At 63.5% G+C, this 13,934-nt stretch carries 13 protein-coding genes; 9 read left to right on the forward strand and 4 right to left on the reverse strand.

Features of this window, described 5'->3' with window-relative positions; all coding sequences use genetic code 11:
• Positions 1 to 6: 6 nt before the first annotated feature.
• A complete protein-coding gene (locus IVB05_RS02660) occupies positions 7 to 363 on the reverse strand; it encodes a PilZ domain-containing protein (RefSeq protein WP_247782895.1) in 357 nt (118 codons plus the stop codon).
• 177 nt (positions 364 to 540) lie between these two features.
• Positions 541 to 1,446: a helix-turn-helix transcriptional regulator gene (locus tag IVB05_RS02665; RefSeq protein WP_247782896.1), complete on the reverse strand. Its 906-nt coding sequence runs from the start codon at positions 1,444 to 1,446 to the stop codon at positions 541 to 543.
• 133 nt (positions 1,447 to 1,579) lie between these two features.
• Here IVB05_RS02665 and IVB05_RS02670 point away from each other — a divergent pair, with 133 nt between their 5' ends.
• From IVB05_RS02670 to IVB05_RS02695, 6 genes are all read left to right on the forward strand, one after another.
• Complete coding sequence (locus tag IVB05_RS02670) at positions 1,580 to 3,118, forward strand: benzoate-CoA ligase family protein (RefSeq protein WP_247786563.1); 1,539 nt, start codon at positions 1,580 to 1,582, stop codon at positions 3,116 to 3,118.
• Positions 3,119 to 3,297: 179 nt separating this feature from the next.
• Complete coding sequence (locus tag IVB05_RS02675; RefSeq protein WP_247782897.1) at positions 3,298 to 4,116, forward strand: alpha/beta hydrolase; 819 nt, start codon at positions 3,298 to 3,300, stop codon at positions 4,114 to 4,116.
• Between the two features lie 30 nt (positions 4,117 to 4,146).
• Positions 4,147 to 4,665, forward strand: coding sequence for a DUF309 domain-containing protein (locus IVB05_RS02680; RefSeq protein WP_247782898.1), 519 nt, complete (start codon positions 4,147 to 4,149; stop codon positions 4,663 to 4,665).
• Between the two features lie 124 nt (positions 4,666 to 4,789).
• Complete coding sequence (gene boxC / locus IVB05_RS02685) at positions 4,790 to 6,478, forward strand: 2,3-epoxybenzoyl-CoA dihydrolase (RefSeq protein ID WP_247782899.1); 1,689 nt, start codon at positions 4,790 to 4,792, stop codon at positions 6,476 to 6,478.
• Between the two features lie 156 nt (positions 6,479 to 6,634).
• Positions 6,635 to 8,071, forward strand: a complete 1,437-nt coding sequence (boxB, locus tag IVB05_RS02690) for a benzoyl-CoA 2,3-epoxidase subunit BoxB (protein ID WP_247786564.1) — start codon at positions 6,635 to 6,637, stop codon at positions 8,069 to 8,071.
• 27 nt (positions 8,072 to 8,098) lie between these two features.
• The gene (locus IVB05_RS02695; RefSeq protein ID WP_247782900.1) at positions 8,099 to 8,383 is read left to right on the forward strand and encodes a hypothetical protein; all 285 of its coding nucleotides are present in this window, start codon (positions 8,099 to 8,101) and stop codon (positions 8,381 to 8,383) included.
• Between the two features lie 158 nt (positions 8,384 to 8,541).
• Here IVB05_RS02695 and IVB05_RS02700 read toward each other — a convergent pair whose 3' ends face one another.
• A complete protein-coding gene (locus IVB05_RS02700) occupies positions 8,542 to 9,342 on the reverse strand; it encodes an SDR family NAD(P)-dependent oxidoreductase (protein WP_247782901.1) in 801 nt (266 codons plus the stop codon).
• A gap of 288 nt (positions 9,343 to 9,630) precedes the next feature.
• Positions 9,631 to 10,689 (reverse strand): polysaccharide deacetylase family protein, encoded by a 1,059-nt coding sequence (locus tag IVB05_RS02705; RefSeq protein WP_247782902.1) that lies wholly within the window; start codon positions 10,687 to 10,689, stop codon positions 9,631 to 9,633.
• Between the two features lie 167 nt (positions 10,690 to 10,856).
• Between IVB05_RS02705 and IVB05_RS02710 the strand changes: the two genes are divergently transcribed.
• The 3 genes from IVB05_RS02710 (at position 10,857) to IVB05_RS02720 (ending at position 13,890) form a co-directional block, all read left to right on the forward strand.
• Positions 10,857 to 12,251 (forward strand): OmpA family protein, encoded by a 1,395-nt coding sequence (locus tag IVB05_RS02710; RefSeq protein WP_247782903.1) that lies wholly within the window; start codon positions 10,857 to 10,859, stop codon positions 12,249 to 12,251.
• A gap of 2 nt (positions 12,252 to 12,253) precedes the next feature.
• Positions 12,254 to 12,550 (forward strand): hypothetical protein, encoded by a 297-nt coding sequence (locus IVB05_RS02715; RefSeq protein WP_247782904.1) that lies wholly within the window; start codon positions 12,254 to 12,256, stop codon positions 12,548 to 12,550.
• A gap of 278 nt (positions 12,551 to 12,828) precedes the next feature.
• Positions 12,829 to 13,890 carry a lysylphosphatidylglycerol synthase domain-containing protein gene (locus IVB05_RS02720; protein WP_247782905.1) on the forward strand — a complete coding sequence of 354 codons (1,062 nt, stop codon included), beginning with the start codon at positions 12,829 to 12,831 and terminating at the stop codon, positions 13,888 to 13,890.
• The last annotated feature ends 44 nt before the right edge of the window (positions 13,891 to 13,934 follow it).

A 13,934-nucleotide genomic window follows, 5' to 3' on the forward strand; every position in this document is an offset into this window, starting at 1 on the left:
CCGCACTCAGTATTCGGAGAGGAGCTGATCGATGCGCGACTTGAGCCGCCTGTTGGCGCGTTCACTGGCGCGCAGCTTGCGCGCCCAGTGCAGCGGAACGACGCTGTCCTCGTGCAAATTGGCGAACACCAGGCCCGCCGCATCCCGACTGCGCCAAACCAGGCGCGCCGTACACGAGATGGCCTTGCGCTCGATCTCGAAATCTATTTCGTCGGGGACGATGACTACGTTTTCAAATTCGATCTTCGCGCCAAACAGGCTGAAGTTGCGCACGATGCAGTCGATCGTCGAGTTGCGGCCGTTGAACGCGACCAAGCCGCCGTAGTAGACGCGGTTTCGAGGCAGTTGACGCCGATCGAGCATGATTACATTCCTCTCCATTCGATTAACGAACTGGTAACACAATTAAAGGGTGTGTTGCAGCGGCCGTTCGCATGGAACTTGCTTGGTGGTTAATGGCAGCGGTGTGCAACCGACGCGAGCACGCGCGCCAGCACAGGCCAAATTCCGGCTTTTATGATTGGCGTAGCGGCCGGGAAATCAGGAGGCCGCGCTGTGCAGGCCGAACGCGTGCTTGTCATGCAGCACCGGCGCCACCGCGTCGCTGAGCCGGGCGGCTGCGGCATCGACGGAAAGCCCCGCGGTATCGACCACGGCGGAGGCGCGGGCGTAGAGCGGCTCGCGGCTGACCAGGATGTTGCGCAGCTCCGCCATCGCGGAGCGGTCATCCGCCATCGGGCGCAGATCGCCCTGGCGGCGGACGCGGGCCATGTGCTCTTCCGGCTCGGCCTTGAGCCAGATGGTGTAGAACGACGACAGGATCAGGTCGAACGTCAACGGCTCGGAGACGATGCCGCCGCCGGTCGCCAGCACTATCAGCTCTTTCCGCGCCAGCAACTGGCCGAGCGCCGCCTGCTCCATGCGGCGAAAGCCTTCCTGGCCGTAGAGCGCGATGATCTCGGCGACGGACAGTCCGTTCTGCGCCTCGACCTCCTTGTTGAGCTCGACAAAACTCCAGCCGATCTTTTTTGCCAGCATCCTGCCGAGGGTGGATTTGCCGGCGCCGCGCAGGCCGATCAAGGCGATGCCGGCGAACGAGATCCGCCGCTGCGCCGATATGCTGCCGCCGGCGAGGGCGTCCTTGGCCTGCGCGATCTGGGCGGGGGTCGCCTTGCGCAGGAGGTCGCGGATGACAGCCCAATCCGGCGCCGGCTCGGCGGAAGGAATCAGGTCCTCGAGATGCGCGCCCATCGCGTTCGACACGCGCCGCAGCAGCACGATCGAGACATTGCCCTTGCCGCTTTCGAGCTGCGCGATATAGCGCTCGGAAATTCCCGACACCTTGGCGAGCACTTTTCGCGACATGCCGCGTAGCGCCCGCATGGTGCGCACACGCTGGCCGAGCTGCTCGAGAAAGCCGGTTTCGGGGTCGCTGGCCTCGGTCATTTCCCTCGTTCGGCTTTACCTGCGGGTGAACGGATTTCGGAAACATAGTGCCGATGAGGATTGACAGCAAGCGCTGCCGGTGTCTTTGTATGAATTATAATTCTTAAAACGCGGGAGAAGCGTCGTGGGCGGCATGTCCGGTTCGTACAATGCGGTGACCTGGCTGCTCGATCGCAATGTCGACGAGGGCCGCGGGGCCAAGCTCGCCTTCACCGATACCGTCGCCGAGCTCACCTATGGCGATCTGCAACGGCAAAGCCGCCGCACTGCCAACATGCTGCGCCGCCTCGGCGTCCGCCGCGAAGAGCGCGTGGCGATGATCATGCTGGACACGGTGGATTTCCCCAGCGTGTTCCTCGGCGCGATCCGCGCCGGCATCGTGCCGGTGCCGCTCAACACGCTGCTGACCTCGGATCAATATGCCTATGTGCTGGCCGACAGCCGCGCGCGCGTCCTGTTCGTCTCCGAGGCGCTGTATCCCGTCGTCAAGGACATCGTCGGCGGGATGCCGGACCTCGAACATATCGTGGTGTCCGGCAGCAACGCGTTCGGCCACAAGAAGCTTTCCGATGAACTCGCAAGGGAAACCGATTCCTTTGCGACCGTGCCGACCCATGCCGAGGAGCCGGCCTTCTGGCTCTATTCCTCCGGCTCCACCGGCATGCCCAAGGGCGTGCGGCATCTGCACTCCAATATGCAGGCGACTGCCGAGACCTATGGCAAGCAGGTGCTCGGCATCCAGGAGAGCGACGTCTGCCTCTCCGCCGCAAAACTGTTTTTCGCCTATGGACTCGGCAATGCCTTGACCTTCCCGATGTCGGTCGGCGCCAGCACGGTGCTGAATGCGGAGCGGCCGACGCCGGCGCGGATGTATGAGCTCCTGAATAAGTACAACCCCACCATCTTCTACGGCGCGCCGACACTGTTTGCGTCGATGCTCAACGATGAGGCGCAAAAGAGCGCGCGCGCCGGCACGCGGCTGCGCGTCTGCACCTCCGCCGGCGAAGCGCTGCCGGAATCGGTCGGCAACGCCTGGAAGGCGCGCTTCGGCGTCGACATTCTCGACGGCGTCGGCTCGACGGAGTTGCTGCACATCTTCCTGTCGAACGCGCCCGGCGACATCAAATACGGCTGCTCCGGCCGCCCGGTGCCGGGCTACAAGGTGCGGCTGGTGAACGAAGCGGGCGAAGAGGTGCCGGACGGCGAGGTCGGCGAGCTGCTGGTCGAAGCGCCCTCGGCGGCCGAAGGCTACTGGAATCAGCGCAGCAAAACCCGGCAGACATTCCAGGGCCACTGGACCTACACCGGCGACAAATACACCCGCGATGCCGACGGCCGCTATACGTTCTGCGGCCGTGCCGACGACATGTTCAAGGTTTCGGGCATCTGGGTCTCGCCGTTCGAGGTCGAGAGCGCGCTGATCGCGCACCCCGCGGTGCTGGAAGCCGCTGTCGTGCCGCAAGCCGATTCCGAAGGGTTGTTGAAACCGAAGGCTTTCGTGGTGCTGCGCCCGGATTGCAATACCGACGGCCTGTATGAATCGCTGAAGGATCATGTCAAGCAGAAGATTGGCCCGTGGAAATATCCGCGCTGGATCGAGGTGGTGGATTCATTGCCGATGACGGCGACGGGGAAGATTCAGCGCTTCAAATTGCGCGATGGCGCATCGTAATCTCTCTCTCACGTCGTCCCTGCGAACGCAGGGACCCATACGCCGCGGCTTATCCGTTGACGCGCGATGTGCGAGAGACCTTCGTTCACAACGAAGGCCGGTGGTTATGGGTCCCTGCTTTCGCAGGGACGACGAAGTAATGAGCGCGACGTCTGGATCACTTTCGGAAAACCTGGAACATGACAACCCTTACCCCCTCGGGCTTCCTCACCATCGGCGCCGCCCATCTCGAATACCGCATGATCGGCCCGTCGCCCGAGAGCGCGCCTGTTATCGTGATGCTGCATGAAGGCCTCGGATCGGCCGGACTGTGGGGCGATTTTCCGGACAAGCTGCAGGCGGCGACCGGCGCGGGCGTGTTCGTGTATTCACGCGCGGGCTACGGCGCATCGACGCCAGTGAAACTGCCGCGGCCGCTTGACTACATGCATGTCGAGGCGCTCGACGTATTGCCAAAACTGCTCGACAAGATCGGCTTTCGCCGCGGCCTTCTGCTCGGACATTCCGACGGCGCTTCGATCGCGGCGATCTATGCCGGCTCGCATCAGGATCACCGCGTCCAGGGCCTTGCGTTGATCGCCCCGCATTTCATCGTCGAGGACATTTCGGTGGCCTCGATTGTGCAGGCCCGGAACGCCTACGAGACCACGAACCTGAAAGAGAAGCTCGCGCGCTGGCACAAGGATGTCGACAACGCCTTCTATGGCTGGAACGGCGCCTGGCTCGATCCTGATTTCCGCAACTGGGACATTTCCGAATACCTCGCCTATATCCGCGTACCGGTGGCGATCCTGCAGGGTGTGGACGACCAGTATGGGACCATGCGGCAGGTCGAGATCGCGCAGGAAGAGTGCTACTGTCCGGTCGATGTGACTGTCATCCCGGGAGCGGGACATCAGCCGCATCGTGAAGCCCCGGGGGCGACGCTGGATGCGATTTCGGAATTCGCAAACGCGGTGTTGCACGTCGATGACGGTTCGCAGGGACGGGCCGCGTAACGCTTTTCTTTTTTCCGGGGCCGTGCCCCGATGACCGCGCCGCCGCCAGCCACGGGCAATCTGCCGTTGCCGCGATGGGCCTATGTGCCCGGCGATACCGACAAAGCCGGCGCCGATTACGAAACGCTGGGGCAGATCGCAGCTCTGGTGCCGCCGCGATTTGGCGGCTACGTGCCGGCGCGCCACCCGGCGCTGCGCTACGGCATGATGCTCAACGACCACGGCTACTTCTGGGAGGCGCAGGAGATCCTGGAAGCGGTATGGGCGGCGGCGCCGCAGGGTGGCCGTGAGCGGATTCTGCTGCGCGCCTGCATCCTGATCGCGACCGCGAATTTGCGGCTGCGCATGCAGAAGCCGCACGTCGCGGCGCGGCTGCTCGGCGAGGCGCTCGGCGAACTCGAGGCGCTGGGTGCGCGCGGTGCCGGTGGCGACGGATTTGCCGACTGCTTCCCGGTCGCAGCGCTGGCGGGGCTCATCAAGGCCAAACTGGCCCGGCCGCTGCTCTCCACGACCGACTGGGTGGCATTCGCCGCCGCCGGCCGAACATGAAACAAAATGCATGTTCCGGCGTTTTAGGCTGGACTTTCTAAAAAACATGCACTATTGTGCATCTAACGAAGCAAGCAAAGCTTGAGAAAACGACCAAGCTCGAGAAAACGATAGAGGGTGGCTCATGGCCGGTGAAGATCGCGTCCTCGCAGGCGGCGCGAAATACATCGATTTTCAAACCGATCCGTCACGCTACCGGCACTGGAAGCTGGGCGTGGAGGGCGATGTCGCGACGCTGACGATGGACGTCGACGAGAACGCCGGCCTGTTCGAGGGCTATCAGCTCAAGCTGAATTCCTACGATCTGGGCGTCGACATCGAACTCGCCGACGCCGTGCAGCGGCTGCGCTTCGAGCATCCCGAAGTGAAGGCGGTGGTGATGCGATCGGCTAAGAACCGCGTGTTCTGCGCCGGCGCCAATATCCGCATGCTGGCGGGCGCCACTCACGCCCATAAGGTCAATTTCTGCAAATTCACCAACGAGACCCGTAACGGCCTGGAAGATTCATCGGAGAATTCCGGACAGCGCTTCATCACCGTCGTCAACGGCACCGCGGCCGGCGGTGGCTATGAGCTGGCGCTGGCGACCGATCACATCATGCTGGCTGATGACGGCGCTGCCGCCGTGTCGCTGCCGGAAGTGCCGCTGCTCGCGGTGCTGCCGGGCACCGGCGGTCTGACGCGCGTGGTCGACAAGCGCAAGGTGCGTCGCGACCATGCCGACTTCTTCTGCACCATCGAGGAAGGCATCAAGGGCAAGCGCGCCGTCGCATGGCGGCTGGTCGACGAGATCGTGCCCAACAGCAAGCTCGAAGGCAAAGTCGCCGATCGCGCCAAGGAATTTGCCGCCGCCTCGAAGCGCAACGGCACCGGCAAGGGCATCACGCTTTCGCCGCTCAATCGCACCATCGACGACAGCGGCATCCGCTACGGTTTTGTCAATGTCGACATCGATCGCGTGGCGCGGATTGCCACTATTTCGATCCAGGCTCCGGAGTCCTCCCCGCCGGCAGATATCGACGGCCTGATCGCGCAAGGCGCGTCGTTCTGGCTGCTGCAGGTCGCGCGCGAGCTTGATGATGCGATCCTTCACTTACGCATCAACGAACTCGAAATCGCGATGCTGGTGTTCAAGTCGGATGGCGATGCCGCCAATGTGGTGGCCTGCGACACCCTCCTCGATGCCAACAAGGCGCACTGGCTGGTCAACGAGATCAGGCACTACTGGAAGCGGGTGCTGAAGCGGATCGACGTCACCTCGCGCACGCTGGTGACGCTGGTCGAGCCCGGCTCCTGCTTCGCCGGCACGCTCGCCGAACTCGTGTTCGCCGCCGACCGCTCCTACATGCTGATCGGCTCGCGGCAGGGCGACAACCGCCAGCCCCCGGCGATCCAGCTCACCGCCATGAATTTCGGCCCCTATCCGATGTGCCACGGCCTGACCCGGCTGCAATCGCGCTTCCAGGCCGATCCGTCCGATCTGGAGCGCGCGGAAGCCACCATCGGCACGACACTTGATGCGGAGGGAGCCGAAGAACTCGGCCTCGTCACCTTCGCGCTCGACGACATCGACTGGGCCGACGAGGTGCGGGTGTTCCTGGAGGAGCGCACATCCTTCTCGCCCGACGGCCTCACCGGCATGGAAGCGAATTTGCGCTTCGTAGGCCCTGAGACCATGGAATCGAAAATCTTCTCGCGCCTCACGGCGTGGCAGAACTGGATCTTCCAGCGCCCCAATGCAGTCGGCGAAGACGGCGCGCTGCGCCGCTACGGCACCGGCCAGAAGGCGCAATTCGACATGACGCGGGTTTGATTTCGTGTCCCGGGCGCGAAGCAGCGCGCTTGCGCTGCTTCGCAGAACCGGGACCCAGATGGACAGCCAGGAATAGGTCCCGCTCTGCGGAGCAGCGTTACACGCTGCACCGCGTCCGGGACATGAGACCGACAAAGGAGTACGGCCATGAACTTCATGAACGTCGACTATTCGACCAAGATTCCCAACAACGTGAATCTCAGCGAGGATCGCCAGGTGCTCAAGGCCCTGGAGGGCTGGCATCCCGGTTACATGGATTGGTGGGGCGACATGGGGCCGGAAGGTTTCCAGCAGTCGCTGGTTTACCTGCGCACCGCCTATTCGGTCGATCCGCGCGGCTGGGCCAAGTTCGACTACGTCAAGATGCCGGAATATCGCTGGGGCATTTTGCTGGCGCCCCAGGAAGAAGACCGCGTCATTCCCTTCGGCGAGAATTACGGCAAGCCGGCCTGGCAGGAAGTCCCCGGCGAACACCGCGCCACGCTGCGCCGCCTGATCGTGATCCAGGGCGACACCGAGCCTGCCTCGGTCGAGCAGCAGCGCTATCTCGGCAAGACCGCGCCCTCGCTCTATGACCTGCGCAACCTGTTCCAGGTCAATGTCGAGGAAGGCCGTCATCTCTGGGCCATGGTCTATCTCTTGCAGAAATATTTCGGCCGCGACGGCCGCGAAGAGGCAGACGATTTGTTGCGCCGCCGCTCGGGCGACGCGGACTCTCCGCGCATGCTCGGCGCCTTCAACGAGGCGACGCCGGACTGGCTGTCGTTCTTCATGTTCACCTACTTCACCGACCGCGACGGCAAGATGCAGTTGCACTCGCTGGCGCAGTCCGGCTTCGATCCGCTGTCGCGCACCTGCCGCTTCATGCTGACCGAAGAAGCCCATCACATGTTCGTCGGCGAGACCGGCATCAGCCGCGTCGTGCAGCGCACCTGCGAGGCGATGAAGGAAGCCGGCATCACCGATCCCACCGATATCGCCAAGGTGCGTGCGCTGGGGGTGATCGACCTGCCGACCATCCAGAAGAAGCTGCACCTGCATTATTCGCTGTCGCTTGATCTCTTTGGCTCTGAAGTCTCGACCAACGCGGCGAATGCCTTCAATGCCGGCATCAAGGGCCGCTACAAGGAAACCCAGATCGACGACGACCATCAGCTCAAGAACGCCACCTATCCGGTGCTCAAGCTGGTCGATGGCGTGATCAAGCGCGTCGACGAGCCGGCGCTGACGGCGCTCAACATGCGCCTGCGCGACGACTACACGCAGGATTGCGTCAAGGGCATGCTGCGCTGGAACAAGATCATTTCGCTCGCCGGCTACCAGTACAAGCTGACGCTGCCGAACGTCGCGTTCCACCGCCACATCGGCGAGTTCAGGGATATCAATGCCACGCCGGAAGGCATCCTGATCGACGACGCCACCTGGAACCAACGCAAGAGCGAATGGTTGCCTTCGACGCAGGACGGCGACTTCATCGCCTCGCTGATGAAGCCGGTGACCGAAGCCGGCGTCTACGCCAACTGGATCTCGCCGCCGAAAGTCGGCATCGACAACAAGCCCGGCGATTTCGAGTACGTGAAGATCGAAACCTGATCCGCCCCGCAATCGGGGAGCAGTAACATGGACCCCGATAGCGACCTCGAAGGACTGAACCGCGACCAACTGGTCGCGGAGGTGAAGCGTCTAAGGGCAGGCATCCGCACGCATCGCGACAGCACCGGTCACGACCTGTGCTGGCATCATCCCGATCTCTGGGGCCTGCTGCCCGAGCGGATCACGCCCGAAGTGGCGGTGCCGCCCTGGCCGAAATTTTTGCGCGGCTGTTTGCGCTATCGCGAAGCGCTGGAGCGTGAACTGCCCAACGCGCCGAGGGCCGATTTCGAGTACGACAGAAACGAGAAGTGAGGGGAGGCGCAACTCTCTCCTTCAATGCAGCCCGTCATCACCCGCGAAGGCGGGTGATCCAGTAAACACCGGCGTCAATTGCAGAAACGCCGCGGTCAACCAATGGAGGCCGCGGCGTACTGGATACCCCGCCTTCGCGGGGTATGACGACGGCGGCCTTACCCCGCGATCTCAAGTCCTGCATTTGCGTAGACCACGCCGCCATCGACTGCGATCGTGTTGCCGACCACGTAATCGCCCGCGCGCGAAGCGAGATAGATCGCAATTCCCGCCATATCTTCGTCGGTACCGATCCGCCGCGCCGGAATGCGCTTTGCGACTTCGTCCGAGTGGTCGCGCGCGGCCCGGTTCATGTCTGACTTGAACGCGCCCGGCGCGATCGCGGTGACGTTGATATTGTCCTTGACCAGCTTCGTCGCCATGCGCCGCGTCAGATGGATCACGGCGGCCTTGCTCGCGGCGTAGGAATAGGTCTCGCTGGGGTTGACGAAGATGCCGTCGACGGAGGCGATGTTGATGACCTTGGCCGGCCGCTCGGCCGAAGCCGCCGCGCGCAGCGGCTTCGCCAGCGCCTTGGTCAGGAAGAACAGCGACTTGACGTTGAGGTCCATGACCTTGTCCCAGCCGCTTTCTGGGAATTCGTCGAACTCCGCGCCCCATGCCGCGCCTGCATTGTTGACGAGGACGTCGAGCTTCGGCTCCAGCTTGATGATCTCGGAGGCCAGCTTGTCGCAGCCTTCGACCGTGGAGATGTCGATCGGAAGCGCGATGCATTCGCCGTCATAGGCGGCGGAGAGTTCCTTCGCGGTGGCCTCGCAAGGCCCCGCCTTGCGCGCCGTGATGTAGACCTTCGCCGCGCCCTGCGCGAGAAAGCCTGCCGCGATCATCTTGCCGATGCCGCGCGAGCCGCCCGTCACCAGCGCGACGCGGCCGTTAAGTGAGAACAGATCCTTGAACATGCGTTCCTCCATTAGCTTTGCCCGTGGTTTTGAGCGGGGGAGCGGTGCGAGTCAAGGAAGGTCACCTTGGTCGTCCCTGCCTAGTGCGCAATTGCGCACGGGCGCAGGGACCCATACCGCGTGATCTATCGGTGAAGCGCGATGCTTGACGCTTTGCGTCGCTGAACTGCGACCGTGAATTTGTTCGGAGAAGCCGTCTCCCCGCGTGCCTGTCACGCCGGCCGCGGCTTATGGGTCCCTGCGCCCGTGCGCAATTGCGCACTAGGCAGGGACGACTCGTGGAGAAACTCAGGCCGCGTCGATGCGGCGAAAGCCGTTCCACATGGCGGTGGCGGCGCCGGAGGTCAGGACCGGGAGGATGCGCGCATCCTGATAATTGCCGTTGAGCGAAACCCGCTGCAGCGCGGTCAAGTGTTCGGCGCTTTCCGGGAAGATCATGCCTGGCCGCGTCGTGACTGCGGTCTTGAATCCGGCCGCCTTCGCCAGGGCGAATTCGCGTCGGCCCGCCGCGATCCGGTCGCCATAGGGATAGGCGAGATGAAGCACCGGCCGCTGCAGCGCGGCTTCGATCCGCGCGCGGCTGGTGGCCAGTTCAAACGACGCGATCTCCTCGCTCTGCCGCGCCAGATTACAATGCGTGATCGTGTGCGCGCCGATCGTCACCAGCGGATCATCAGCGAATGCCTTCAATTCCTCCCAGGACATGCAGAGCTCGCGGGCGATGGGAGTTTCGTCCACCTCATATCGCGTGCATAGCGCGGAGATTTCGCGCTGCATGTCGTGCTCGCCCGGCAATGTACGCAGCCAGTCGTGCATGCGGTCGAAAGCCGCCTGCTTCGCTACCGGCGTCGAGGTGTCGAGGCGGGTCTTGACGCCGCCGATCGGGATTTCGATCGAGGACGCCTTTGCGATCACCTTCTCGAGCGCGACCCACCACAACCGGCCGGTGCCTTCGGCGAAATCGCTCGTCACGTAGACGGTGAGGGGCGCGTCAAATTCGCGCATCACCGGCAAAGCGAAATCGCGGTTGTCGCGATAGCCGTCGTCGAGGGTGAAGCAGGCGAAGCGCCGCGCGAATTTGCGCTCCTGGAGTCGCTGATGCACCTCGTCCATGGTGACGATGTCGACGTCGAGGTTACGAAGATGCGCCAGCATCGCTCGCAAGAACTCGGGCTCAACCTCGAGATGATGATTGGGCTGAAACTCGCCGTCGCGCCTCGGGCGGACGTGATGCAGCATGAAAATGATGCCGACACCTGCGAAGATTGGTCGCAGCAGGTAATGCGCGCCGGAGAAATACAGCGCTTCCAGTCCGGCGCGGATGACGGTGTTGCGAAGCAGTTTCATCGAGATGCAGGGCTGCCCGGTTATTTACGGAGCGAAATTAGCGAAAGACCGCTGAAGAAACAGTTAGCCGGACCAATTTCAGGGCCTTTCGGCCCTCACGACATTTCGGGTTTGACAGCCCCGCAAGGGTTTGTTTTCTCTCCGTTCCGGACCCCGCGGGAACTCGAATGCACGGACTTTTCAGGTGGAGTGGCAAATGGTGGCCGGGCGTCATTCCTTTGGTCATCTTTTGGGCTATCGCGGCCTGGACGAGCACCGAACCGCTTGAAGCCGACCTGGCGCAGCGTTCGACCGCAGCCCTCAAGGACACCATCCTCGACAAAAGGCGTATCTCGGTCGCAGGCCGCGACGTGAGCCTTGCGGCGGATGCTTTCTCGGAAGACGGCCGGCAGAGTGCGGTGGCGTCGGTGGAAGCGGTGCCGGGCGTGCGGTTGGTTAACGATGAAACCCGGCTCGTTCCCGAAGCCAAGCCGTTTGTCTGGTCTGCCGAACGCGACGTTCTGCGGGTGACGCTGTCGGGCAGTTCGCCCCTGCCGGCGAGCAAGGGCCGGTTGATGGAGGCCGCCCGGGCCAACCTCGGCGGCGTCGAAGTGGTCGACCGGATGAATCTGTCGCGCGGGGCGCCGCCGCGTTTCGACAATGCCGCGCTGTTGCTGCTCGACCAGGTCGGCAAGCTGAAGGACGGCAAGATTACGCTCTCGGACACCAAGGTCAGCCTGTCCGGCATGGCGCGCGAACTCGGCGGCCGGGAAGCCATCGCCGCCGCGCTGAAAAATCTGCCCGAGGGCTTTTCGGTCGCGGCCAACGAGGTCAAGGCGCCGCCTTACATCTTCCAGGCCTACAAGGATCCGGTCGCGGTGACGCTGACGCTGACCGGCAACGCGCCCGACAACAACGTCCACGCCGCGCTGGTGGCGGCGGCGGGACGCAAGTTCTTCAGCGAAAAGGTCGTTGACAACCTCAAGGAGAGCATCGGCGCCCCCTCGGGGTTTGCCAACTCGGTGGTGCCTGCGCTCGGTGCGTTGTCGCGGCTGTCGACCGGCACGCTCGTCATCTCCGACCGGGAGGTGAAGCTGTCCGGCGATGCGCTTTATGAAGCCGCCGCCGGCCAGATCCGCGCCGGCCTCGGCAAGGACTTTCCGCAGGGCTGGCAGTTCAAGCCGGAAATCTCGGTCAAGCCGGCCGCGGCGCCGGTGGATGCGACGGTCTGCCAGCAATTATTCTCCGAGCTGCTCGGCAAGGCCCGGATCCGCTTCGAGCCCGGCAAGGCCGATATTGTCGCGGATTCCGCAGGTCTCCTCGACCGCCTGATCGAAACCGCGTTGCGGTGTCCGACCGCCAATATCGAGATATCAGGACATACCGATACCGACGGCGACGAGGCGGCCAACCAGGGACTGTCCGAGAAGCGTGCCCAGGCGGTTTCCGACTATTTGGTCAAGGCGGGGTTACCGGCCAACCGGTTCAGCGCGGTCGGCTATGGCTCGACGCAGCCGATTGCGGCTAACGATACCGACCAAGGCAAGGCGCAGAACCGCCGCATCGATTTCGTGGTGAAGTGAGCATGGCCTATCTGACCACATTCTACTGGGGCTGGCTGTTGGGATCGGGGCTACTCGGCTTCGCCATGGGCTGGATATCCGTGGTCCAGCACGGCGAGGGCGTCTCGCGGAAGCTGCGATGGGCGCTTTCGGCGTTGGTCGCGGCCCTGGTCGCAGCCGCGCTCGCCCGCGTCGTGCCCGGCCGTTTCGGCTACTGGCTCGATCTCGGGCTGATCATGTTCGGGCTCTATCTCTGCTTCTGTGCGGTCGGATCATGGTTGCGCGACTGGGTGGTCTCGCGCAGTGCACCGTCGGCCTGACCGCGCCATGAGCCCGCCAGTTCCACCGCCGTCATTGTCACGTGTTCTTGACCGACCCCTTCTATGGTCGCGAATCGCCGTCGGGCGGGGGGATTGCTGCAAAACCGTACTTCTACCGTCGTCAACCGGCGCCTAATATGTTGAAGAAGCGTGTTTTATTGTCGTCAGGCGAATTCCACTCCGGCTCAAAACGCGCTACCAGAGGGGCAGGGGAGCAGCGTAGCGTAGGCGGGGTTCAGGCCATTACCGTCGTCGCAGAAGCGCAATTCGAGGTGTAGATGCTGGAAGCAATACGCAGGGCGATTTCGTTTCTGCGCCAGAAGCAGGTCCTGCACAAGCTCGGGGTCTTGATCAGCATCACGGTCATCGCCGTTGCGTGCTACGTGCTCTATCACATGCTTCGCGGCATCGACACCGATGAGGTGATCGACGCCATCAAGGGCACCGAGCCGCGCCAGATCGCGCTGGCGGCCCTGTTCGTGGCGGCGGGCTATTTCACGCTGACCTTCTATGACTGGTTCGCGGTCCGCGCCATCGGCCAGAACCACATTCCCTACCGCGTCAACGCGCTTGCCGCGTTCACCTCCTATTCGATCGGACACAATGTCGGCGCCAGCGTCTTCACCGGCGGCGCGGTGCGCTACCGGATCTATTCGGCCTGGGGCCTGAACGCGATCGACGTCGCCAAGATCTGTTTCCTCGCCGGGCTGACCTTCTGGCTCGGCAATGCCGCAGTGCTGGGGCTGGGCATCGCCTATCACCCGGAAGCCGCTGCCTCGATCGATCAGCTCCCGGTCTGGCTCAACCGCGTGGCGGCGTTCGGCATCCTTCTCGGACTGGTCGGCTATGTGGCCTGGGTCTGGGTTCAGCCGCGCGGCGTCGGCCGCGGGCCGTGGACGGTCACGCTGCCGGGCGGGCCGCTGACGCTGCTGCAGATCGCCATCGGCATCGTCGATCTCGGCTTCTGTGCGCTGGCGATGTATGTGCTGGTGCCGGACGAACCCAATCTGGGTTTTGTTGTCGTGGCTGTCATCTTCGTCTCGGCCACGCTGTTGGGCTTTGCCAGCCATTCGCCGGGCGGGCTCGGCGTTTTCGATGCCGCCATGCTGGTCGGCCTCTGGCAGATGGACCGGGAGGAATTGCTCGCCGGCATGCTGTTGTTCCGCGTCCTCTATTATATCGGGCCCTTTGTCATATCTGTAATCTTGCTGACGCTTCGGGAGATTATCATCGGCGCGCGATCGAAGCGCCTGCGCCAATTGAAGCCCGGCGCCGCCGCCGAACCGACGAGGCATGAGGCCGCCGTCTATGTGCGCGAGCGTGGCGACGCGGGCACCTGATGACGCGGCGGGCGCCTCGCCAATAGAGGAAGAAAGCCTGCGCC

The organism is Bradyrhizobium sp. 170 (genome assembly GCF_023101085.1).
Taxonomy (GTDB): domain Bacteria; phylum Pseudomonadota; class Alphaproteobacteria; order Rhizobiales; family Xanthobacteraceae; genus Bradyrhizobium.